This window comes from Marinobacter sp. EN3 (assembly GCF_000475315.1).
In the GTDB taxonomy this organism is placed as follows: domain Bacteria; phylum Pseudomonadota; class Gammaproteobacteria; order Pseudomonadales; family Oleiphilaceae; genus Marinobacter; species Marinobacter nauticus.
The window spans coordinates 14601-39330 of record NZ_AXCC01000011.1 but is presented as its reverse complement, the minus strand read 5'-3'; the positions used below and the strand labels follow the sequence as shown (position 1 = coordinate 39330).

Genomic DNA, 24730 nt, shown 5'->3' with positions numbered 1-24730 from the left:
TTCTCCCGATATTCAGTCGGCAGCCCCCAGAGGTTCTGCCGCACCGTTCCTGCGTTGGGCACGCCATTCCCGGCATTGCTCGACCCAGGACAACAGCGCTGGAATCACCAGCAGCACCAGGAAGGTGGACAGTCCCAAGCCAAAGGCAATCGACGTTGCCATGGGAATCAGGAACTGGGCCTGCAACGACGTTTCGAACAGCAGCGGTGTCAGCCCCCCGATGGTCGTCAAGGACGTCAGCAGAACCGCGCGAACCCGCTGCACGGCGGCCTCATTCAGGGCATCCGTGATGCCCAGCCCCTTTTGCCGCTGCTGATTGTAGAAAGCCACCAGAATAATGGCGTTATTCACCACGATACCGGACAGGCCGAACAAACCGAACAGCGACAGTATGGTGAGCTGCAGCCCCATGATCCAGTGGCCCAGCAGAGCACCGACCAGGGCGAAAGGAATAATCGCCATGACAATCAGCGGCAGACTCCAGGACGCGAACACCCAGGCCAGCACCACATACATCAAGGCCAGGCCAATCACCAGCCCGGTCTGCATATCCGCCATGGTTTCCCGCTGGTCGGCCGAGCGGCCCTCAAAGCTGTAGCGCACGCCATGACGACTGGCAATCTCCGGCAAAGGCCCGGACTGCAGGCTTTCAAGAATCTGGTCGGTGGTGGCAACCCGGGTATTCAGTGCCGAGCTGACCTCCACCGCGAGCTTGCCATCGGCATGGCGCAGGGCCTGAAACCCCTGGCGATGATCCAGGTTCATCACCTGGGTCAGCGGTACAAAGCGGCCATCGGGGATGCGGATGGTCATGCGCTCCAGGGTGGAATATTGCTCCCGTTGCGCCCTCGGCAACTGCACCCGGACTTCCACCTCATCGCGACCATCCTGGTAGATCTGGGCAATCCGGCCATCAAATGCCGCCCGCAACTGTCGGCCCAGATCCACAGTGGTCAGCCCCAGGGCCTCACCATAAGGGCTGACCTGATAGAGCAACTGTTCCCGGCCCCAGGGCATATCGTCTTCCACATCCAGCACGCCCGGCAGGGTATCCAGAGCCTGGGCCACTTCATCCGCTGCCCGCTTCAGGGCCTCTGCGTCATCACCGGTCAGTCGCACATTGACATCTCGCCCGGGCGGGCCGGCCTGGCGCTCGTTGATGTTCAGGGCATCGAGTCCGGCTGGCAGCGTCATTCGGCTGCGCCATTCCCGAATGAACTCGGCATTGCGCACGGAACGGCTGTCCGAAGGCACCAGTTCTACCAGCATGGAGCCAAGCTCGTCATCGTTCCGGGAACTGCCCTCAGCCCCTTGAGTAGCGCCGTAGGTGGTCACGGCATGGAGTACGAGATCGCCCCCCAGGGCCTCCTCCGTTTCGGTGAGTGAGCGCTGCATTTCCCGGATGAAGCGCGCCACCGTGTCCTTGTCCGTGCCCGCCACAAAGCTGGCATTGGCGTAGAACACCGATGGTTCCGGCGTCGGGAAGAAGTTGAACCCAAGCCGTCCACCGGCCAGCAGGCCGACGGTGACAATGGCCAACGCCAGTGCCGAGGCTACGGTCATGCCCCGGTGCTTCAGGCTATAGCGGGAAAACCGGCGGAAAGGGCCGTCGCGGAAGGTATCGAACCGTTGCTCAAATCCCCGGCGCAAACGGGCCACGGCGTGAGGGCGTCGCTCTGGCTGATTCTCGGAAACCTTGCGGACAAAGGCATGGCGAAGATGGGCTGGCAAGACCACAAAACACTCCAGCAGAGAGGCAATCAACACGCAGATCATCACCACCGGAATATCGCCCAGGATATTGCCTATTACACCTCCCACCACCAGCAGTGGCATGAACGCCGCCACCGTGGTCAGGGACGAAGCCAGTACTGGCCAGACCATACGCTTGGCAGCGCCTTCGGCGGCATAGATGGACTGCTCTCCCATACGGGCATGGGCGTCCGCGTCCTCCCCCACCACGATGGCATCGTCAACGATCACCCCCAGGGCCATGATCAGGGCAAACAGGGAAATCATGTTGATGGAGCCGCCGATCAGCCATAGCACCCCCAGGGCGGCGAGAAAGGCGGTGGGAATACCCACCGCCACCCAGGCGGCGACCCGCCCGGGAAGAAACAGGTAGAGCAGCCCCACCACCAGCACCAGACCACCCAGGCCGTTATTCACCAGCAGGGAAATCCGGTCTTCAATCAGCTGCCAGGTTTCGTCGTAAACCTTGATATTTACGGTGGCCGGCAAGGTCGGGCGGGTATCCGTCAACCAGGACTCAAACACCCGCGCGGCGGTCAGGGAGTTGCCGTTTTCCGCCCGCTGAAGCTGCAGCTCTACGGCGGGCATGCCGTTGTTTTCCATGACCGTCTGGTTGTCCCGGGCTTCCTGGCGGATGATGGCTATGTCACCCAGTTGCATGCGGATGCGATCACCGCTGAGTACCGGAATGGTCTCGAAGGCCTGGGGGCTGCGTCGCTGTTCCACCGCCCGCAGCTCTCGGGTGGCATCCTGCTGAGCCATCATCCCCGCCGGCAGGTCACGGGACAGCGACGCCACCCGATCGGCAATCTGTTCCAGCGACAGGCCCAGGGATTCCAGCCGCTCCACCGGCACATCAATACTGATCTGCTGCTCCGGCAGGCCCCGGAGCGTGACCCGGTCGATGCCCCGGTCCAGCAATTCATCTTCAAACCGGTACACCAGCTGGCGCAACTCGGCCCGGTCGACATCACCGTAAACCAGCAGCCGGGCCACCGGTTCGTACCGTTCAACCCTGGCCACCTGCGGTTCTTCGGCATCCGCCGGCAAGTTATTGAACTCGTCGACCTGCTGGCGCACGTCATCCACTGCCTGTATCGGGTCGGTGCCTTCATGGAATTCCAGAGTAATGGACGACACCCCCTGCGCCGACGTGGAGGTCATCTTCTTGAGGCCGTCGACGCTGCGCAGACGCTGCTCCAGCGGATCGGTAATACCGCGCTCCACATCCTCGGCCGACGCACCACTCCACACCACCCGCACGCTGACCACATCCAGGGCGAAAGTAGGGAAGAACTGGATATTCATACGAGTCAGGGCCATTACGCCACCGAGCAACATCACCAGCATCACCAGATTGCCGGCCAACCGGTGATGGACAAAAAAGCCGATCACACCCTTTTTGCGACTCATGAGGCCGGTGCTCCCTTGCTATCCGCCAGCTTTACTTTCAGGCCGGTGATCGCATTGGGCAGGTGGGTGGTGATCAGGCGCATGCCCGGTTTCAGGTGTTCACTGGCGATCAACAACCGGCGCTCGCCATTCTCACTGAGTGCCTCGCCAACCCGTTGCACCGTCACCCGCTGCATACGGTTATCATCAGTCATGATGTAAACACTGTCGGCCCCGTACAGTGCACTGAAGGGTATGGGAATCAGGTTGTCCCTTGCTGGCCGCTGCAGCAGCAGTGGCTGCAAGGCCCCGGGCCGCAAGGCTCCCGATTCCCCGTTCAGCTCCAGCACCGCCTCGGTACCGGCCGGATCAGACAGGCCAGCAAACCGGACCAGCTCAAAGCGCTGGCCGGAATCCTCGGTGGTAGCCGTTAGTGTTGCCCCCTTGGCCAGGGCATCCACCAACTCGCCGAGATACATCTGCGGCACCCGCGCCCGGACTTCCAGCCCCTGTATCGGATAGATGCTCAACAACGCCTGATTGCGGGATACCTGATCGCCAGCCGCCACTTGCAGGTTGGTGACCATACCGTCAAAAGGCGCTGTTGATACCGCCCGCTCACCGTCCAGTTCTGCCGTGGTCAGACTGGCCCGGGCCTGCGACAACCGGGCTTCCAGGCTTTGCAGCCGGGCCGGATGCTCGGCTATGGCCCGCTCCCGGATACGAAGGGTCAACTCCGCCCTCGCCAGCGCATCGGTGGCAGCCTCAAGGCTTTCGCGGGAGGCCAGGTTACGCTCAACCAGCGACTGAATACGCTCAAACTGGCGACGGGCGTTGTCCAGAATGGCCTTTTCACTCTCCAGGGATCGCTGATCGTTGCGGTATCGCACCTGTTCGGACCGCACCTGCGCCTCCAGGTCGGCGACCTGGGCCCGGGCCTGGGCAAGTACCGGCTCGATATCGGCGGAATCCAGCGCGATCAGCAAGTCACCTTCGCTCACCTGCTGCCCTTCCCGTACCGGTAACCGGTCAATACGCCCGGCCAGAGTGGCGGTGATGGTCTGCAGATCCGGCGCCACCACCTCACCATACAGAGGCAACACCGGGGTCGCTCGAGTGGGCTTGACCTTCTGCACCTGCACCAGCCAGCTACGCTCGGTGGCGGATACTTCCGCCGGTTCCGGCCGGGTTGCCTTCAAAAGCAGGAAGCCGGCAATACCCAGGGCGATCATCAACAGGGGAAGCAGTTTTCTGGACATGGACAGTCAATACTCTGATTAAATGAAAGTGCGCGAAGGCAACGAATTTACTATACAATTTTCAACAGGTTCCGGATTACTCCGGCAGGTTTCCCGGCTTCAGGACCGACTCCGTTGGACGCCACTCACGATACTCTGATCAACGTCACCCTGCTGAACATCCTTCTGGTGTGTGCCGTTGTAGTGATACATAACGAAGTCCTGATCCGTTTGAGTAGCCTCTTGGGACGAATGCGGCAAAGCCACCACTTCCGCTTGATCGTCGCAGTGCTCGGCTGCCTTACCGCCCATGCTCTTCAGGTCTGGATATTTGCCACGGCCTTTTATTTCATGCACCACGCGGATGGCTGGGGCCAGTTGCTTGGCAATTTCAACGGCTCCATGCTGGACTGTACCTATTTTTCTTTCACAACCTTTACCACCCTCGGCTACGGCGATATTGAAGCCGTTGGCATGCTCCGTCATCTGACCGGCATCGAGGCCCTGACAGGGCTGGTCCTGATTACCTGGAGCGCCTCCTTCCTGTTCCTCGAAATGCAGCGCTACTGGCCAACCCGGTAGCAAATGACCCGGCGTCAAATCCACCGGCAACGCGCAAGTGTGTAGTACAGAAGCGGAACCACCAGAACCGTCAGCAAAGTGGACATGGCCAGGCCAAAGACCAGCGATATCGCCAGGCCGTTAAAAATCGGATCGTTCAGAATAAAGTAAGCACCCACCATCGCCGAGATCGCCGTCAACGCGATGGGTTTGATGCGCACCGCGCCCGCCAGAACCACCGCCTCATCAAGCTCGACACCCTCCTCAATCAGCTGCCGGATAAACACCACCAGCAGGATCGAGTTGCGCACGATGATCCCGGCCAGGGCAATCATGCCAATCATGCTGGTGGCGGTGAACTCGCGCCCCAGCAGCGCATGGCCGGGCATGATGCCGATCAGGGTCAGCGGTATGGGCGCCATGATCACCAGCGGCAGAATATAGGAACGGAACTGCGCCACCAGCAGAACGAAGATCATAAACACACCCACGCTGTAAGCCGCGCCCATGTCCCGGAAGGTTTCGTAGGTGATCTGCCATTCGCCGTCCCATTTCAGGGTGCCCTTCTCCGGCAATGGGGGCTGGTCGATGAAATACTGCTCCGGGGCCCCCGCTTGCTGGTTCAGACGCTCGACCATGGCAAACATGCCATACAGCGGCGAATCGATCTCCCCCGCCATGTCCGCCGTCACATAGGTCACCGGCAGCAGATCCTTGTGGTAGATCGCGCCCATCCAGTCGGCTTCGCGAACGTCGGCAATGCTTGCCAGGGGGACCAGTGCGCCGCTGCGGCTCCGCACCTTCAGCGATAACAGCACCGATGGCTGGGCCTTGTCGCCTTCACCCAGAATCACCCGTATCGGAACAGGGTATTTGGCATGATCATCATGCAGGAAGCTGACCCCGGTTCCCCCCAGGGCGGTCTGCAGGGCACCGACCACCTGGGCCTGGGAAACACCAAGGCGTGCCGCACGGTCCCGATCCACCACCACTTCCCACTGCCGTGTGGGTGCCTCCAGGGTGGTGTCGATATCCACCAAGCCATCGACGCTGGTCATGCCTTCGGCCACTTGCCGGGCCAGCTCTGCCCGGCGGGTTTCATCCACCGCATAGATCTCGGCCACCACGGGTGAGAGTACCGGCGGCCCGGGTGGCACTTCGACAATCTTCACACTGGCTCCGTACCGGTCACCGATTTCGGTCAGTGGGTCCCGGAGGGATTGTGCAATCGTATGGGACGACCGGTCCCGACTCTCTTCATCCATGAGATTGATCTGTATATCCCCGTGGTAGGGATCGCCACGCAGGTAATACTGCCGCACCAGGCCATTGAAATTGATGGGTGAGGCGGTGCCGGCGTAGGTTTGCCAGTTGGCCACTTCGTCCACCGTTTCCAGGTAGCTGCCCATATCCAGCAACACCCGCTGGGTCTGCTCCATGGGCGTGCGCTCGGGCATGTCGACCACAACCTGAAGTTCCGACTTGTTGTCGAACGGCAGCATCTTCAGGATCACCGCCTGGAACACCGGCAATGACGAAGCCACGAGGGTAAGACCCACCACCCCCAGTGCCAGCAAACGGCGCCGCCAGGGATGATCCCCCAGGAATGGCCCGAGCACGGTCCGGAAAATTCGCAGGGATAACGGGCTGACGCCATCCGCAGAGCTGGACGCCTCCTCGGCTTCGGCAGCCTGCTGCCCCTTCTTGTGTTTGAGAAGCCTGAAAGCCAGCCAGGGGGCCACCACGAAGGCGACAACCTGGGACAGCACCATACCCGCGGAGGCATTGATCGGAATCGGGCTCATGTAGGGGCCCATCAGGCCACTGACAAACGCCATCGGAATCAGCGCCGCCATGATGGTGAGACTGGCCATGATGGTAGGCGTGCCCACTTCATCCACGGCCACCGGGATGATGTCCTTGACCGCACGACGGGAGTTCTGGATCCGGCGATTGATGTTCTCGGTGATGACGATGCCGTCGTCCACCAGGATGCCGATGGAGAATATCAGCGCGAACAGGGACACCCGGTTCAGGGTAAATCCCCATGCCCAGGAGAACACCAGGGTCAGCAGCAGGGTAATCAGAACCGCGATGCCGACAATCAGGGCCTGGCGCCAGCCCATGGCCGCCAGCACCAGCAGCACAACGCACAAAGTGGCGGAGATCAGATCGGTAATCAGTTTGCGGGCTTTCTGGGAGGCGGTTACGCCATAGTCCCGGGTGACCAGCACTTCCACCGATTCCGGCAGGGCCCGGTTGCGCAGCTGGTCCAGACGCTCTTCAATGGCCGTGGTGATATTGATGGCGTTCTCGCCCGGCTTCTTGGCGATGGCCAGGGTAACTGCCGGATAAACCTCGCCGGGCTGGCCAGCCACGCCGGCTTCCCGGGGCGGCCCGAATCCGGTCATTACACTCTGGTCCGCCACGGTGCCTCCCCGGCGGACCTGCGCCACGTCCTCCAGGTACACCGCGGAGCCATTGTGCATGCCCACGACAAGGCGCCGGACATCCTCCACGGTTTCCAGCAGCGTTCCGGCCTGGACCGGTATCGACAGGTTGTCCCGGGCAATCCGTGCCTCCTGGCTGCTGGTGTTGGCCGCCATCAGGGCGTTCCGGATGTCATCGATGGTGAGGTTGAACCCCGCCAGCAACGCCGGATCGAACCGGATATCGACCCGATCCGGGATCCCGCCGGTGGTATAGACATCCCGGGTGCCGGGGACCCGTTTCAGGGCGACTTCCAGCATGTGCGCCAGGCGAGTCAGTTCCTCCCCCGTATGCCCGTTGACCGGATCATAGAGAGTGAGTGTCATCACCGGGACATCATCAATGCCCTTGGGCTTGACCACCGGCTGGGCAGCGCCCAGGTTGGGCGGCAACCAGTCCTGGTTGGAATACACCTGATTGTAGAGCCTGACCAGGGCTTCCTGCCGCGGGATGCCCACCTCGAACTGCACCGTGATCACCGCCTGGCCCTGGCGGGACACGGAATAGACATGCTCGACGCCCTTGATCTCGCCCATCACCTGTTCGGCCGGCGTGGCGATCGCGCTTTCCACCTCCCGGGTGCTGGCGCCCGGAAACGCCACCATGATATCGGCCATAGTGACGTCAATCTGGGGTTCTTCCTCTTTGGGTGTGACCACCACAGCCAGCACGCCAAGAATGATCGCCAGAATGGCCAGCAACGGTGTCAGGTGGTTGTCCTGGAAGACTCGGGCAATGGCGCCGGAGGGGCCAACAGGCGGCAAATCACGGCTCACGGGCTCGACTCCTCGCCCGTTCTTTCAAGCGGACTCAGGCGCTCGCTGCCCACCAGCACAGACGGGTTTGTGACTACCCGCTCGCCCTCGCTCAGGCCCGCAAGAACCTCCAGCCGGCCATTGTCCCGCACCCCGGTGCGAACCTGCCTCAGCCTGGGCTGATCCTGATCATCGAGCACAAATACCGCCCGGAGCTCGCTGCGTTGAATCAGGCTGCTTAACGGAACCCACAGGGTCTCGCGGCTGGCAACCGGCACACTGACCTTCACCAGCATGCCGGGAAACAGCGAGCCATTGGGCTCACTCAGTCGCATCCGCAGACGGAAGGTGTGAGTTTGCGGATCGGCATAGGGGTAGAAGGTCATCTCACCGGTTTCCAGCACCCGGCCATCAGCCAGGGTGACCTGGGCCTGACGCTCCATACGGGCCAGTTCGGCATACTTCTGGGGAAGATCCACCACAACCCGGAGCTGCTCCAGGGACAAGCCGCTGAGCAGCGGCTGGCCGGGGTTGACCGCTTCTCCGACTTCGACATGCCGTTCGGTAAGAATGCCACCGTAGGGTGCCAGCACACGGGTATAGGAGAGTTGCTCCTGGGCCTCGGAAACCGAAGCCCGGGCGCGTTCGACCCGGGCCCTGGCAGCGGCAAGGTTGTTGCGGGCCTGGTCGAATTCCTGCCTGGACACAAGGCCACGCTCGTGTACCGCTTCAATACGCTCAAAGCGCTGCCCCGCATCCGCCAATGCCGCCTCGGCCTCCTCAAGCCCGGCCTCGGCCTGGCGCAGACGGGACCGCTGTTCGCTGTCCTCCAGCTGGACAATCAGGTCTCCGGCAGCCACGGAATCATCAACGTCGAAAGGCAGGCGCTGCACGGTGCCACTGGTCTGCGCAGAAACAGTACTTTGCTGTACGGCCTCAATAACGCCATCGAGGTGCACAGTCTCTTGCAGTTCGCCTCGCTCGGTGACCGCTGTTGTCACCGGCTGGGCAGGCGACGCCTGCTGTGCCTCCGCCGTTGGGGCCAGCAAGCCCAGAGTGATCATCAATCCTGCAGCAGCCATTCGCCCCATGAAGCCCTCCGGGAAATCATTTTGGTTATTACCTAATAACCGGAGATTATCAAAATTCGCAGCTGGAAAACACGAGAGCGGGTCTACCCGGCCGACACTCGAGTGCCCGCCGATCCTTCCAGAATGGCCAAGGCGTCCTGCAGCCGTCCAATGCCGCTGATTCCGCCAGCCTCGGCAAAATCGCAGGCGGCCTGCAGTTTCGGACCCATGGAGCCGGCAGGCATCTCCAGGGCCCGTGCCTCTGACACTGTCAATTCCGAAAGCGCCGTCGACCGGTCGGTCCCGAAATCCCGGTAGACCGCCTCAACATCCGTTAGCAGGAGCAACGCGTCCGCACCCAGTTGCCTGGCCAACAAGGCACTGGCGGCATCCTTGTCGATGACCGCCTCAATACCGACCATGCTGCCGTCGTCCCTGCGCAGCACCGGTATTCCGCCACCCCCGGCACACACCACAACCACCCCCTGATCGAGCAACAGTTTCAGCACGCGCATGTCCGGTATTTCCAGAGGTTTCGGCGACGCCACCACACGGCGCCACTTGTTACCGTCCGGCGCAATACTCCAGCCCGCACCCTCTGCCCGGCGCTCAGCCTCCTCGCGTTCATAGACCGGTCCCACGAATTTGGTCGGATTTTCGAAAGCTGGGTCCTTGGGATCCACCACCACCTGAGTCAGCAAAGTCGCGACCGGTCGGTCGTGTCCGAGGGCGTTTTCCAGTTCCTGCTCGATCATATAGCCGATCATGCCCTCGGTTTCCGCACCCAGGACATCCAGCGGGTAAGCCTCATCCGGTTTGTAGGAAGCGCCCTGTAAAGCCAGCAGCCCCACCTGGGGCCCGTTGCCATGGGTGACCACCAGGTCGTGACCGGCCCGGACAACTGCGGCCAGCGATCGGGCCGCAATCTGCACATTGTTGCGCTGAACCTCTGCAGTCAGCGGCTCCCCGCGCTTCAAGAGGGCATTTCCCCCCAACGCTGCCACAACCAGCATGTCAGCCTCCCAGGGTCGCCACGAGGACGGCCTTGATGGTATGCATGCGGTTCTCGGCCTGATCGAAAACAATCGAAGCCGGGCTTTCGAACACCTCTTCCGTCACCTCCATGGCGTCTATGCCATAGGTTTCCTGAATCTCCTTGCCCACCACGGTTTCGGTGTTGTGAAAGGCCGGCAAGCAGTGCATGAACCGAACCCGCGGATTGCCGGTTTTGGCCATCAGGGCCGCATTCACCTGGTAAGGCATCAGCAGTTTGATCCGTTCGGCCCATTTTTCCTTTGGCTCGCCCATCGAGACCCAGACATCGGTATACACGAAATCGACTCCGGCAACCGCGGCGTCGATATCTTCGGTAATGGTGATGCGTGCTCCGGTTTCAGCCGCCAGCGCTCGCGCTTCCTCCTGCACGGCCTGATTGGGCCAGCAGGCCTTCGGTGCGCACAAGCGCACGTCCATGCCCATCTTGGCGCCACCAATCAACAGGCTGTCGCCCATGTTGTTGGCGGCATCGCCGATGAACACGTAGGCCACATCCCGCAACGGCTTTTCCACATGCTCCTGCATGGTCAGGAAATCCGCCAGTATCTGGGTGGGGTGAAATTCATTGGTGAGCCCGTTGTAGACCGGCACGCCGGCGTACTGCGCCAGCTCTTCGACAACGGATTGTCCGAACCCCCGGTACTCGATGGCGTCGTAGACCCTGCCAAGCACCCGCGCCGTATCCTTCACCGATTCCTTGTGCCCGATGTGGGTTCCGGTCGGCCCCAGGTAGGTAACCCGCGCCCCCTGGTCGAAGGCGGCCACTTCAAACCCGACCCGGGTTCGAGTGGAGTTTTTCTCGAAGATCAGCGCGATGTCCTTGCCGTCGAGTTTGGGCACTTCAGTGCCAGCATACTTGGCGGTCTTGAGATCCGCCGACAGCTTCAGCAAAAAGGCGATTTCCCTGGGGCTAAAATCCCGCAGTGTCAGAAAATGCCGGTTCTTGAGATTGAAAGCCATTGAGCCTCTCCTTTACTGTCAGACAGCATCGCGAATGGTTGGACAACTCATGCAGCGACCGCCGCCCCGGCCACGCCCAAGTTCCGCTCCCGGTATTGCCAACACTTCGATGCCTGCAGCTTCCAGAGCAGCGTTGGTATCGTCATTGCGATCATAGCCAACGACGACCCCTGGGCTTAACGCCAGGACGTTATTGCCGTCGTTCCACTGCTCACGCTCTCGCTCCGCCGGGTCATAACCGCCGGTGGGAACGATCTCCAGTTGCTTATAACCCAGTACGTCGGCTACTACTTCGAACAACGGACGCGGGTCCTGACGAAATGCGAGATGCTTTTTGCCCTCTCCGGGGCGCAGGTCATAGCAGACCATTTCATCGGCCACTTCCTTGAACGTCGTGACCACATTGCCGCCACAGAAGGTAAAGACGGTATCCAGATGCATCGCTGATCGGGACTTGGGTATCTGGCAGGCAACGACGCGCTCGGCTGTGCCACTTTCAAAAAGCGACCTGGCCAACTGACCAATAGCCTGAGGGGACGAGCGCTCCCCCATACCCACCAACACGACACCATTACCCACCGGCATGACATCCCCACCCTCCAGGGAGGCAAGACCGTGGTCTTTGAGAGGATCGCCCCAGTGCACATTAACCTTGCCGGCAAATTTGGGATGGAATTTGTAGATACCCGCCATAAGCAGGGTTTCTGGCTTCCGCGCCGGCCAGTACATGGGGTTCAGGGTGACGCCACCATAGATCCAGGCGCTGTTATCGCGGGTGAACAGGAAGTTTGGCAGTGGCGGCAACACGAAGCCGTAATGACCGAGATGGTTGCCAAACAGGCCAACCGGATCAAAAGGCAGATCGGCTACTTCAAGGCCTCCAATAAGAAACTCTGCCAGCCTGGTCCCCGGCAGTTCGTCCATCCAGGCACGTAGATCCGAGACCATCCCGACACCGATTTCGTTCCAGGTAATGCGATGATCCAGTATCCATTTGCGAGCCTTCGCGATATCCAGCGTCTCCGCCAGCAACTCGTTGACGTCCAGCACCTCAACGCCCCGGGCACGCATGAGGCCTGAAAACACGTCATGGTCTTTCTGGGCCTGCTTGACCCAGAAGACATCATCGAACAACAGCGCATCGCAATTGGAGGGCGTCAGGCGACGGTGCGCCAACCCAGGCCGACAAACGATGACCTGGCGCAGGGTTCCGGTTTCAGAGTGCACTCCAAGAGTGTGTTCAGACATGACAAAGCTCCTTTTGTCGAGTGTTCACAGCATTGCGCCGAGGCTTATGACTATCGTGATGAACACGGTCAGGATAAGCAGCAAGGGCCAGATGAAGGCGAGCCAACGATCGTAGGACACCCGCCCGATGGCAAGCCCGCCGACGACAACCGCAAAGGTGGGGTTGATCAGATTTACGAGGCCATTGGCAGACTGGTAAGCCGTCACGACGAGGTCTCGTCCGACGCTGGCAAAATCCGCCAGCGGGGCGAGGATCGGCATGGAGAGAACGGCGAGACCGGAAGAAGATGGTACGAAGAAACTCATGCCAACTTCGATCCAGAACATCAGGTTGATAAAGGCCAGCTCGGGCAAACCTCCCAGCGAGGTTTCGGCGCTGTGAAGGATGGTATCGGCAATCATGCCCTGCTCCATGATCACAACAATGCCCCTGGCGAGCCCAACCACCAGGGCAACCCCAAGCAGATCCCGCGCACCATCAACGAAGCTGCCAGTAAGTTTCTTCTCGCCCAGCCGCGCAACAATGCCGATGACGATGGCCGCACCAAAGAACAAAGAGCCCATCCGGGCCATCCACCATCCCTGGGATGACACACCCCAGATCATCACGGCAAAGGTCAGGGCAAATATAATCAGGGCAATAATTTGAGTGGTAGTCAGCTTGGCGCTGTGAATCTCTTGCTCGTGATCCTCCAGGAACAGCTTCTTGTGCGCTGGCCACTGCCTGGCAACCACGGATCTCGACGGATCGGCTTTTACCCGGCGAGCATACCGCATCACGTAGCCGATACAGATCACCAGACCGCCAATCAACAGAATAAACCGCAATACGATTCCATCTGTGAAAGGGATACCGGCAGCATTGGCTGCAATCACGGTGGCAAACGGGTTAATCGTGGAACCCAGAACGCCAATACCGGCGCCGATAAGGATAATGGCAACCCCCGTTACGGCGTCGTACCCGGCCGCAAGTATCACGGGAATCAGAATGGCGTAAAAGGCCAGGGTTTCCTCGGCCATTCCGTAGGTCGTGCCACCGATCGCGAAGAGCACCATTAATATTGGTATCATCCAGATCTCGTGACCTTTCAGATGCCGCATCGCACTTCGAATACCAGTGTCTATCGCGCCCGTGGCGTTCATCACACCGAGAAAGCCCCCCAGAAATAACACAAACAGAGCGACGTCAATGGCATTGGCAGCATAGCTGTCCGGGTCATAAAAACCGCCAGTGGGGGCCAGCATTACATCAACGAAGCCCTGAGGGTTCGGGTCAACAATCTGATAGGTGCCGGGCACCGCCACTTCCCGCCCAACCTCTTCATTCATGGCTCGCTCGTACTGCCCCGCAGGAATGATCCAGGTCAGCGCGGCCACCAGAATAATCAGGCCGAAAAGGATTGTATAAGCGGTGGGGAAGCGGGAAGCGAGGTCGGTTTCAGGATTTTCTGGCAACTGTTCGTCTTCGGTCACGATGCGTCTCCTTTCCGTAATCGCATGGTGCAGACAAGTCCTTTTCGGGGATCCCAACAGGCTTGGAGTTTCCCGGCGGTTATGAGCCACTCGTACAAATCTGCATGGCTACAGCATAGTTCATGAAATGGGGCCCGAAGTTGAGGTAGCGCAATTCTTGATCGGCCATAAAAAAGCCCCGAGTGGAGCGTTAGCACCACCCGGGGCATCAATGTCGCCCGCCGGCTATGAGAAGCGGGCAACCGCCATAATCGTTTTACCACCGGGCCGTAAGCGCTGCGCGCAAGGTGCGCCCCGGCTCATTGACCCGGAACACCCCGCTGTCGGCCAGGTTGTCCTTGCTGACATGGTTCGCCCAGGTATTGTCGAACAGGTTATCCACTGCCCAGGTCAGGCTCAGATTGGCCATGAGCGGATGGGTGCCGGACAGGTTGAATACGCCGTATCCAGGTGAAGTACTGGGGTCCAGTCCGGATTCCAGGTCTACCCGATCCTGGCGACGGGCCAGTTGCCATTCGGCTTCCAGGGTGTGTCCCTGGTAGTGCCAGCCCAGCGTCTGGATAAACTGGATGGGCGGAATCCGCGGCAGCGCCTTATCGGCATCGCGGTTTTCCCCGCGCACCGAGGCCAGCTTGCTGGTGCTGCTCCAGGTACCGTTGGTCCATCCCAGCATGCCCTCTACGCCGAGGAGGCGGGCGCTGATATTTTCGTAGCGGGTATCCGTCGTGTTATTGGGATTGCGGATGTCAAAGCGGTAAACATAGTCATCCACCTGGTCCACCCAGACAGCCGGGCGCCAGCTCCACTCTCCCTGGTTGCCGGGCAGGCTGACTTCCAGCTTGTGGTGTTTTTCGGTATCCAGATCCGGATTCCCGATCCAACTGCCTTTCATGGTCTTTCGAGCAACATAGCGCTCATTCACGCTGGGGGAGCGCACGCTGTGGCTGGCCGTAACCTCAAGGGCCTGGACCGGAGAAACACGCCATTCTCCGGTCAGGAAACCGCTTACGTTGTCATCGTTGGCTTCGGTATCGCTTGCACCATAGGCCGAGGCGTAAAGCCCGGAAGGGGAGAACGTCATCATACCGCCGGCCATCGGAGTAAACGTCTGATCGGCACGGGTGGCATCCATTTCCACACGGTCATAACGGATGCCGGCACCGAGGCGGGCGTTGGCGCGGATCTGGTGGAAGGCTTCCACAAACACACCTACCCGGTCTCGCTCAACGCCCGGCCACATCAAAGAGGCCTCGTGGTCGAGATTCATGCCGTTGTACATGGTGGCGTCCCACTCATTGCTTTCCACATCCACACCAAAGGCAATATCTTTGGTGTAGTTGATGGTCTGATCCAGCACCAGTCGGGCGCCCCGGGTACGGGTTTCCGAGTTGGTCTGCATTTTCATGGGCATACCCATATTTACCGGCGGCTCACGCAGGCTGAAATTATCCATCACGTGATCCACATCTGCCTGCCAGGCCATCAGGTTCCAGCCGCCGCTGGCGACCGGCGCTCCCAGCTCCAGCCGGTACAGGTCGGTATCCGTTTTCGGTGCATCCATACCCCGGCCGGGAAACTTTACATCCCGCTCTTCCTGGCGGCTGACCAGGCCCTTGATGTAGAAGCCATTATCAGCGGTCCAGGCAGCATCCACCCGGCCTTCAGAGTTTTTGTAGGCGCTACGGACTTCGTTACCGTCGCCGTCTTCATAGTCGTCGGCTTCGTCGTAGCCGCCAGCGAGGCGGATAAACGTTTCCTTGTCACCGACCGCCACGCTGCCATTCACCAGCTTGCCTTCGCCATTGTCGGCACCGCCGACGGTCAGGTGGCCGGTTGTGCGGTTGTCATCCGCAAATTCCGGGGCGGCGGTGGTGGCGACCACCTGGCCGCCGGCAATCGGGCCCCAGCGCAGGGTGCGGTTGCTGGTGCGCACTTCCAGCACCGGCGCCAGCGCTGTGCTCAAGCGGCTGGTGGGCGGATCCATCCGGCTCGGGCAGGCACCTTCCACCCGCATGCCATCAAGGAGAACCTCCACCCGCTCTTCATTCTGGCCACGGATCACCGGGTCCAGACCACGGCCACCCATGCGCGACAGCGAAACCCCGGCATCCGAGGACAGTCGCTGCACCGGTTCGGTCTGAATGGCCGCGGCAGACAGCCGGGCGGCTTCGGCCGACTGACCTTCGGTCACCCGGATCAAGATCGGGGCAGTGGTTTCAGACTGGGCATGGGCAAGAGGTGCGACAGCATAGCCGGCCATCACAAGGCTGATACAGCGAGCCAGGTGGGTTTTTCTCATCATGGTGTGGCGGGTCCTTGGAGCGTTCGGATCAGGTGTTTCGTGAATTAGCCGGAATTGTATGCCGCTTCTTTTTCACTGGCTTGAGACACAATGCCGCACCCCCTTGGGGGTATCTCCGCCGGGTGGGCCACCGGGCTTAGCAGCGGATTCACTTGCCAACTACCGCACCGCTGTGGTGCAATCACTGCCCTTTTTTTGGGCACCGCATTTCCCTGCGACCTTCAATACGCGTATTCCGAGGGCATGACACCATGACTGCAAAACTCGACGAAAAGCTGGAACCGATCTTTCGGGACGTTCTTCATCGCAACCCGGGTGAGAAAGAATTCCACCAGGCGGTTCACGAAGTACTGGAAACCCTGGGGCCCGTGCTGGTGAAGTACCCGGAGTTCGCGGACAAGAAGATCATCCAGCGCATCTGCGAACCCGAGCGCCAGATCATCTTCCGTGTGCCCTGGCAGGACGACAGCGGTGAGATCCACATCAACCGCGCCTTCCGTGTCGAGTTCAACAGTGCCCTTGGCCCCTATAAAGGTGGCATGCGTTTTCACCCATCTGTTTACCTCGGCATCATCAAGTTCCTGGGCTTCGAACAGATCTTCAAGAATGCCCTGACCGGACTGCCCATCGGCGGTGGTAAAGGCGGCAGCGACTTCGACCCGAAAGGCAAGTCGGACGACGAAATCATGCGTTTCTGCCAGAGCCTGATGACCGAACTGTACCGCCATCTGGGCGAGTACACCGACGTTCCCGCCGGTGACATCGGCGTCGGTGGCCGCGAGATCGGCTACCTGTTCGGCCAATACAAGCGCATCACCAACCGCTACGAATCCGGCGTATTCACCGGCAAGGGCCTGGACTGGGGCGGCAGTCGCGCCCGTACCGAGGCCACCGGTTACGGCACCGTGTTCTTCACCCACGAAATGCTCAAGGCTCGTGGTGACTCCCTGGAAGGCAAGACCGTGGTGGTGTCAGGCTCCGGCAACGTAGCCATCTATGCCATCGAAAAATGCCACGAACTGGGCGCCAAGGTAATTGCCTGCTCCGACTCCCAGGGCATGATCGTGCATGAGAAGGGCATTGACCTGCAGACGGTCAAGCGCATCAAGGAAGTGGAGCGCCGCCGCATCAGCGCCTACACTGAATACCACAAAGACGCCAGGTACGTGGAAGACGGCAACATCTGGAGCGTTCCGTGTGATGTGGCCCTGCCTTGCGCCACCCAGAACGAACTCAACGGCAGCGATGCCAAGACCCTGGTGGAAAACGGCTGTATCGCAGTTGCCGAAGGCGCCAACATGCCGACCACGCCGGAAGGCATCATCATCTTCCAGGACGCCAAGATTGCTTACGGCCCGGGCAAGGCCGCTAACGCCGGTGGTGTTGCAACTTCCGCCCTGGAAATGCAGCAGAACGCCAGCCGCGATTCCTGGACTTTCGATTACACCCAGAAGCGCCTTGAGGAAATCATGATCGATATCCACAAGAACTGTTACGAGACCGCCGCAGAGTTTGGCGCTCAGGGTAACTATGTGCTGGGCGCGAACATCACCGGGTTCCTTCGCGTAGCCAAGGCTATGACCGCCATGGGCGTGATCTGATCACGCCATGACGCACCAGCAGCCTCAGCAGACCACAGACCGGGTGTCCACCGGACTGCCCGGTCTGGATGAGGTGCTGGATGGCCTGCGAATCGGCGACAATGTTGTCTGGCGGGTCTCCGATCTGGACGATTACCGCCGATTCGTTCTTCCCTTTCTGGATGCTGCCGCCGACGCCGGCCGGCAGATCATCTATCTCCGCTTCGGCGAGCATCCGCCGATCATTGACCAGCACCCTGCGGTGCGCACCATCACTATTGATGCCCTCGGCGGTTTCGAGAGTTTTACCAGCCGGGTCTGGCACCTGATCGAACAACATGGCCGCGGCGCCTTCTACGTTTGCGACAGCCTGAGTGAGCTACTCAATGCCTGGGCCACCGACGCCATGGTGGGCAATTTTTTCCGGGTAGTGTGTCCCTTCCTGTTCGAACTGGATACCGTCGCCTGGTTCACCCTGCACCCGGACCGACACTCCCGGATGACCCTGGACCGGATTCGCCAGACCACCCAGGTGCTGATTGATGTACACCGCCACGGCGACGATGTGCAGATTCATCCCATCAAGGCCTGGCGCCGGCAATCACCGACCATGTTCCTGCCCCATCGGGAACAGGCTGGCCAGTTCTGGCCGATTACCGACAGCAGCGATGCCACCCGCTTGCAGGCCTCGCTGGAATCCGGGCACCTGCATCGCCAGCCACTGCTGGATTACTGGGACAGACTGTTCCAGGAAGTCAGCCGGGCCGTTTTTGAACAGGACCAGACCTGCATGCCTGATCTGCAGGAGCAGGTTCTGCAGGTGATGATCAGCCGCGACCCCAAGATTCTGGAACTGGCCCGGCGCTACCTGACTCTGGAGGATCTGCTCACCATTCGCAGCCGTCTGGTTGGCAGCGGTTATATTGGCGGCAAGGCCACAGGCATGCTGATTGCCCGGAACATTCTGCTGAAAGATGCGCCTGAACTCTGGCAGCCGAATCTGGAACCCCACGATTCCAGCTACCTGGGCACCGATGCCTACTATGCGTTTCTGGTCCACAATGGCCTGTGGCCGGCAATCATGCGACAACGCTCGCCAGAGGGTTATCTGAGTGAAGCACCCTCCCTGCGCCAGGCCATTCTGACCGGGCAGTTCCCGGCGGAAGTCCGCTCGGAACTGGAGCGCCTGCTCGACCACTACGGCCAATACCCCATCCTGGTGCGCTCATCCAGCCTGCAGGAGGATGGTTTCGGCAACGCCTTTGCCGGCAAATACGACAGCGTCTTCCTGATCAACCAGGGGGCACCGGAACAGCGACTGGCGGAACTGGAAGATGCCATCCGACAGGTCTACGCCTCGTCCATGAGCGAAGACGCTCTGGTGTACCGTAAACAACGGGGGCTGGACCAGCGCGAGGAGCCTATGGCTCTGCTGATCCAGCGGGTGAATGGCCGTTTCCATGGCCGCTACTACCTGCCGGATGCGGCCGGCGTTGGGGTATCCAGAAACACCTTTGCCTGGGACAGCAACATGGACCCGAAAGCGGGCATGGTGCGCCTGGTTATGGGGTTGGGCACCCGGGCCGTGGATCGAATTGAAGGCGACCACGCCTGCGTGATGGCGCTGGACCATCCTGGCCGGCAACCATTCCGCAATCCGGACGAACACTACCGGTTCTCCCAGCATCTGGTGGATCTGCTCGACCTGCAGGAAGGCCATCTGGAAACCCGGCCCCTGAGCCAGTTACTGGAAACCGTTAGCGACCTGCCCATGGCGCACATGGGCGAGATCGACCGGGCCGCCAGTGCTCGGGCGGAACAGATTGGCCTGCCAGGGCCAGTGTGGCGGCTCACCTTCCGGCCGCTGGTTCAGGCCAGCTCGTTTATTCAGCGGCTGTCGTCCTTGTTATCGACCCTGGAGGCCGGCTATCAGCATCCCGTGGATGTCGAGTTCACCCTGCACCTGGATGAGCACGGCGAACCGGCCTTCAACCTGGTGCAGTGCCGGCCACTGGCCACCATTGGCGAAACCGGCCCAGTCACACTGCCGGAACACCTGCCAGCAGAGCGGGAGATTTTCCGCACCCAGGGCCATTTCATGGGCGGCAACATCAATCTGGCGATCGAGCGGGTCATCCGTGTAGATGCAGCTGTTTACGCCAGTCTGAATACCAACCAGCGTTACGAAGTCGCCCGCCGTGTCGGCGAGATCGTGCGGGAATCCAGCAAAAGCACCCTGCTGATCGGCCCCGGCCGCTGGGGCACCAGCAGCCCGGAACTGGGCGTACCGGTCAGGTTTGCCGATATCGCCGGGGTCAGTGCTTTGGTGGAGGTATCCGAAAACGCCGGCGACATGGTGCCGGATCTGTCCTATGGCTCTCATTTCTTTCAGGATCTGGTGGAAACCGGTATTGCCTATGTGGCGCTGTTTCCGGAATCCGGGCAGTGCCATTACCAGCCTGACCATCTGCCCGGAGAAATCTCCCAGCCCGATAACGCCAGTGACATTGAACGCGCCATCAGGGTGTATGTCATGAATCAGTCGCCTATTCAGCTGGCCGGCGATGTGGTTCGCCAGGAACTGGTGTGCTACCGGCCGGTTGACCCGAAGCAATAGCCAGAGGTTTTTCGCGCCGACATCGGCTACACGCTGGTAGAATGCCCCCATGGAATGGCTGACACACTCACAGACCGGTTTTCGCCAGGCCGCCCGTTACCTTCTGGGCATGCGGCTGGCCATCATTGTCACCTTGCTGGTGGCCGTTGCGGTTGCCGAAACCACCATCACCCTTGCCCATCGGGCCGAGGCCCTGCTGCTGTGCCTGCTGTACGGTGTTCTGGCCACGCTCGGGTGGTTGTGGTTCAGCCGGCGCCCGCCCGCCTCTGCGTTTTTTGTCAGCCTTACGCTCGCGGCCGATCTTGTGCTTATCGGGTTCTGGCTTTACCTCACCGGGGGTTACACCAACCCTCTGGTCTCACTCCTGCTGCTGCCGATTGCGGTCGCCATCATCCTGGTGCCCGGGCGCCAGGGTATCGTCCTGACGGTATCCGGTATTCTGGTGTACACCGCCCTGGTGCTCTGGCATACGCCCGCTATTGAACACCAGCACCACGGCAGCGACCTGGCCCAGCTGCACCTGGTGGGCATGTGGGTAACCTTTGCCCTGACCGCCGCCATTCTGCTGCTGGTGGTGGGCACCCTGGCCCGCCAGCTGAGAGCACAGCAGTCCCAGCTTGGGCAGTTCCGGGAAAACCGGCTTCGGGACGAGCAGATAATTTCCCTGGGCCTGTCGGCCGCTGCCGTCGCCCATCGGCTTGGAACACCTCTGAACACCATGACGCTGTTGCTGGATGAAATTCGTTCTGCCACCGCGGGGCGGGGCGACGAACATCTGGAAGAGGACCTGGGCATGATGCAGCAACAGCTGGCACTATGCAGCGGGCATCTGCAACAGCTGACCCAGGCCGCCATCGAAGCCCGCAACGCAAAACTGGAAAACCTGGCGGTATCCACCTGGCTGAAACGGCTTCGGGAGTCTGCAACATTGCTCTGGCCCGCCGGGCCGATACGCTGGGCAGACGAGTGTCCTGAGGCAACGGTCGCGGTAGATGCCACCCTCGATCAGGCGGTGCTGAACCTTCTCGCCAACGCCCTGACCGCAAGCCCGCAATGGGTCGCCGTCAGTTGCCAGAGGGCCGACAATGCACGGGTCGAGATCATCGTCGAAGACCACGGCGATGGTCTGGAAAGTGCCTTTGCCGGTGCGCCGGGCGAAGACGTGGTGGATTCCCGCAACGGCCTGGGGGTGGGGCTGTTTCTGTCCAACGCCACCATACAGCGACTGGGCGGCTACCTTCGTGCCCGGGTGAGCGACCAGGGCACCACCATGGTGATCGACCTTCCGATGTCTGGCGCACCTTCCACGGGAGTTATCTGAACATGACAGACCGCGAATGCTGGTTGCTGATTGATGACGATGAGAGCTTTCTGCAGGTACTAAGTCGCTCTCTTGCACGACAGGGCGTGGAGAGCGCGACGGCCAGTAACCGGGCGGATGCGCTCCGGGCCCTTGGCGAGAAGCACTTTAACCGCTGCGTGCTGGACCTGAATCTGGCGGGTGAGAGCGGCCTGCAATTACTGCCAGAACTGCTGCAGGTTGATGACAATCTGGAGGTCCTGGTGCTGACCGGTTACGGCAGTATCGCGACAGCGGTAGAAGCCATGCGCCGTGGCGCCATGAACTACCTGTGCAAACCGGTCACCGTAAGCCAGCTGATTCACGGTTTTGAGCCCATTGAGGGCGGCCCCGAACTGCGCCAGGAACCGCCCTCGGTGGAGGAAATGGAGTGGGAACATATCCAGCGGGTGCTGAATGAACACGAGGGCAATATATCCGCAACGGCCAGGGCTCTGAACATGCACCGCCGAACTCTGCAACGAAAACTCCAGAAGCATTCCCGCTGGCGACAGTGAATCTCCTAGCTGCCCTGAAACGGTAAAAATCTCACTTCGAATTGACGATCGTCAACTTCCTGAAACCAAGGTCGAATGCCTTCCAGCCCCGGATGAGGTAGCATCCCTCGCACCTCTCATTGCAATATACGGATAACAAGTACACGGAAAATGCGGAGGTTGCGGGTAGCCATCATTGCCATTCCCGCGAACAGTTCTCACATGGAGAGGAGGAAGCCGAAAGCCACCGTTAACCGGAACACCTGATCTATGCCCAACACCCCGGACTCTCCCCAGCCTGCTTCGGATATCGATCCGAAACGACTGGCCCTGGTCGCCACCGCCAGCCGTAACATGGCACTGATACTGGATGCCGGCGGCTGCATCGAATGGGTCAACCAGGCGTTCGAGAAGCATACTGGCTATTCGCTGAGTGCAGTTCGCGGAAAGCTTCCCAGCCAGGTTCTGGCCGGGCCGGACACGGATCCTGATACCGTCAGCCGGATATACCGCCACCTGTTCCGGGGCGAGGCGTTTGAAGAAGACATCCTGCACTATACCGCCAGCGGCGAACCCTACTGGGTACACACCTACTGCACACCGGTGGATGGCGCGGACGACGTTGAACCCGGCTTCGTGGTGATCCAGACCAACATTTCTGACCGGAAAAACAGTGAACGCGGCCTGCGCATCGCTGCCAGCGTCTTTGATCGCAGTCACGAGGCGATTGTCATCACCGATCACCTCAACCACATTATCGATGTAAACCCTGCGTTTTCCCGGATTACCGGCTACAGCCGTCAGGAAGTACTCGGCCTCAACCCTTCCATTCTGAGCTCTGGCCGCCATTCCCGGGAATACTACCGTTCCATGTGGCAGTCCATCGAAAAGACCGACCACTGGCGCGGAGAGGTGTGGAATCGCCGCAAAAACGGTGAGGAATATGTGGAACTGCTATCCATCAGCCGGGTGCACCTGGAAGAACCCGGCAAACATTATTATGTGGCGGCGTTCTCCGATATCACCGCCCTGAAGAATCACGCCAAAGAGCTCGACCGGGCCGCGAATTACGACGACCTCACCGGTCTGCCCAACCGACAGCTGCTGGAAGAGCGGTTGCGATCCGCCAAGGCGCACGCGGACCGGCAGAAACGCTCACTCGCCATCTGCTATCTTGACCTGGACGGATTCAAGGGCATCAACGATGAACTCGGCCACGATTTCGGCGACGAGGCCCTCCGCATGGTGGCGGAACGGCTCACCAGAAGTCTCCGCAGCGGAGATACCGTCGCCCGGATCGGCGGCGATGAATTTGTTCTGCTGATTCAGAGCGAACATTCCGAGCCCCTGTATCAGCGTATCCTGACCTCGGTCAGTGAGCCTTTCGACATGGCGGGTAAAGAGGTAAATCTGACAGCCAGCCTCGGCGTCACCCTGTACCCGGAAGATGATACCGACGCCGAAGGCCTGATCCGCCATGCCGACCAGGCCATGTACGCTGCCAAAGAGAAAGGCCGCAACCAGTTTCATATTTTCGATCCCGGCCAATATGCCTTCCGCAAGGAACGTCGGAACCTGCTGATGGAGATTTCCCGCGCCCTGGAGAACGAGGAATTCGAACTCTACTTCCAGCCACAACTGCGCATGGCCGACTGCCAGGTGATTGCCTTCGAGGCCCTGATCCGCTGGAACCACCCCGAAAAAGGGCTGATTACCCCCGGTGCCTTTCTGCCGGCGGTGGCCAACAGTCACCTGGAGATCCCCCTGGGCCAATGGGTGCTGAAAGAGGCGATTCACCAGATGAACCGATGGCGGGAAGCCGGCGAAGCCCTGGCTGTCAGCATAAACATCAGCGCGCCCCACCTGATGGACCGGAAGTTTGCGGACTACCTGGAAGGCTATCTGCAAAGCCATCCAGAAGTGAGCCCCGGGCAAATCACCCTGGAAGTGCTGGAATCCACAGCGCTGGAAGACACCAAACGCGCCAGCAATGTGCTGGCGCGCTGCCAGTCTCTGGGGCTGCAGGTGGCGCTGGACGACTTTGGCACCGGCTTTTCCTCGTTGACCTACCTGCGCACACTGCCCGTGGACGTCATCAAGATTGACAAGAGTTTCGTCCGCAACATGCTTACCGACGCCAATGACCGTGCCATCGTCGAAAGCGTCATTTTCCTCGCACAGCGTTTTGACCACCCCGTACTGGCCGAAGGGGTGGAAACGCTGGAGCACGCCACCGCACTGCGGGACATGGGCTGCAACCTGGTTCAGGGCTATGGTATCGCCCGGCCTATGCCGTCAGAGGAAGTACTGGACTGGCTGGACAACTGGCGTCAGAGAAGCCACTCCAACAGGGACATTCGTGAACTACAGACCGTTTCCGAGCAGGGTGACGGTATCTGA

At 60.4% G+C, this 24730-nt stretch carries 15 protein-coding genes; 6 read left to right on the top strand and 9 right to left on the bottom strand.

Going from position 1 to position 24730, the window contains the following annotated elements:
• Positions 1-12: 12 nt before the first annotated feature.
• Positions 13-3165: an efflux RND transporter permease subunit gene (locus tag Q675_RS23575; RefSeq protein WP_023010698.1), complete on the bottom strand. Its 3153-nt coding sequence runs from the start codon at positions 3163-3165 to the stop codon at positions 13-15.
• Complete coding sequence (locus Q675_RS23570; protein ID WP_023007776.1) at positions 3162-4403, bottom strand: efflux RND transporter periplasmic adaptor subunit; 1242 nt, start codon at positions 4401-4403, stop codon at positions 3162-3164. Before Q675_RS23570 ends, Q675_RS23575 begins: the two co-directional genes overlap by 4 nt.
• 135 nt (positions 4404-4538) lie before the next feature.
• Here Q675_RS23570 and Q675_RS23565 point away from each other — a divergent pair, with 135 nt between their 5' ends.
• Entirely contained in the window at positions 4539-4964 is a 426-nt protein-coding gene (locus Q675_RS23565; RefSeq protein ID WP_031211080.1) for an ion channel, read from the top strand.
• A gap of 14 nt (positions 4965-4978) precedes the next feature.
• Here the strand turns inward: Q675_RS23565 and Q675_RS23560 are convergent, their stop codons facing one another.
• The 7 genes from Q675_RS23560 to Q675_RS23530 all read right to left on the bottom strand — a co-directional run bounded on the left by Q675_RS23560 (position 4979) and on the right by Q675_RS23530 (position 16297).
• Entirely contained in the window at positions 4979-8209 is a 3231-nt protein-coding gene (locus Q675_RS23560; RefSeq protein ID WP_023010696.1) for an efflux RND transporter permease subunit, read from the bottom strand.
• A complete protein-coding gene (locus Q675_RS23555; RefSeq protein ID WP_023010695.1) occupies positions 8206-9279 on the bottom strand; it encodes an efflux RND transporter periplasmic adaptor subunit in 1074 nt (357 codons plus the stop codon). Before Q675_RS23555 ends, Q675_RS23560 begins: the two co-directional genes overlap by 4 nt.
• A gap of 83 nt (positions 9280-9362) precedes the next feature.
• A complete protein-coding gene (gene arcC / locus Q675_RS23550) occupies positions 9363-10271 on the bottom strand; it encodes a carbamate kinase (protein WP_023010694.1) in 909 nt (302 codons plus the stop codon).
• A gap of 1 nt (position 10272) precedes the next feature.
• Positions 10273-11274, bottom strand: a complete 1002-nt coding sequence (locus Q675_RS23545; RefSeq protein WP_023010693.1) for an ornithine carbamoyltransferase — start codon at positions 11272-11274, stop codon at positions 10273-10275.
• 18 nt (positions 11275-11292) lie between these two features.
• Positions 11293-12522: an arginine deiminase gene (locus Q675_RS23540; protein ID WP_023010692.1), complete on the bottom strand. Its 1230-nt coding sequence runs from the start codon at positions 12520-12522 to the stop codon at positions 11293-11295.
• A gap of 24 nt (positions 12523-12546) precedes the next feature.
• Positions 12547-13995, bottom strand: coding sequence for a YfcC family protein (locus Q675_RS23535; RefSeq protein WP_022993383.1), 1449 nt, complete (start codon positions 13993-13995; stop codon positions 12547-12549).
• Between the two features lie 256 nt (positions 13996-14251).
• Positions 14252-16297 carry a TonB-dependent receptor domain-containing protein gene (locus Q675_RS23530; RefSeq protein ID WP_023010691.1) on the bottom strand — a complete coding sequence of 682 codons (2046 nt, stop codon included), beginning with the start codon at positions 16295-16297 and terminating at the stop codon, positions 14252-14254.
• 251 nt (positions 16298-16548) lie between these two features.
• Between Q675_RS23530 and gdhA the strand changes: the two genes are divergently transcribed.
• The 5 genes from gdhA to Q675_RS23505 all read left to right on the top strand — a co-directional run bounded on the left by gdhA (position 16549) and on the right by Q675_RS23505 (position 24730).
• The gene (gene gdhA / locus Q675_RS23525; RefSeq protein WP_011783856.1) at positions 16549-17898 is read left to right on the top strand and encodes an NADP-specific glutamate dehydrogenase; all 1350 of its coding nucleotides are present in this window, start codon (positions 16549-16551) and stop codon (positions 17896-17898) included.
• A gap of 7 nt (positions 17899-17905) precedes the next feature.
• Complete coding sequence (locus Q675_RS23520) at positions 17906-20494, top strand: PEP/pyruvate-binding domain-containing protein (protein WP_023010690.1); 2589 nt, start codon at positions 17906-17908, stop codon at positions 20492-20494.
• Between the two features lie 49 nt (positions 20495-20543).
• On the top strand, positions 20544-21815 hold the full coding sequence (locus Q675_RS23515; protein WP_023010689.1) for a sensor histidine kinase: 1272 nt from the start codon (positions 20544-20546) through the stop codon (positions 21813-21815).
• A 2-nt stretch (positions 21816-21817) separates the two neighbouring features.
• Positions 21818-22351, top strand: a complete 534-nt coding sequence (locus Q675_RS23510) for a response regulator transcription factor (protein ID WP_023010688.1) — start codon at positions 21818-21820, stop codon at positions 22349-22351.
• Between the two features lie 249 nt (positions 22352-22600).
• Complete coding sequence (locus Q675_RS23505) at positions 22601-24730, top strand: putative bifunctional diguanylate cyclase/phosphodiesterase (RefSeq protein WP_023010687.1); 2130 nt, start codon at positions 22601-22603, stop codon at positions 24728-24730.